The following is a 247-nucleotide window of genomic DNA, read 5'->3' as shown; positions in this document are numbered from 1 at the left end:
ATTTGCCGTTGCCCGTCGGGCTTTTAGGGTTCATACCGTACCGACACTTGAGTGTGTGAGGTGCCGTGCCAACGTTTGCCGGCCTTTTCCACTTGCTGTGGATCAATCTTCGGTTCCATGGCGTCGATTAAAGTCCGAAGAGTACCCATCAAGCGAAGGTCATCATCAAAGTCACTGAAGAACACGCCAGTGCTAAGCCGATGATACAGCTTTTCGAGGTCCGGCTTGAGATCCACAGCGATAAGTG

Annotated in this window: 1 protein-coding gene; it reads right to left on the bottom strand. The window is 51.8% G+C overall.

All coding sequences use genetic code 11. The annotated features are described in order from the left end of the window. Nucleotides 1-23: 23 nt before the first annotated feature. The coding region (locus AC0L28_RS34845) for a hypothetical protein (RefSeq protein ID WP_473483037.1) at nt 24-247 on the bottom strand (224 nt) is incomplete at its 5' end.

The sequence above is a fragment of the Mesorhizobium sp. WSM4847 genome (assembly GCF_055811335.1).
The sequence above is the reverse complement of the archived record's forward strand: the minus strand, read 5'-3'. Positions and strand labels throughout refer to the sequence as shown.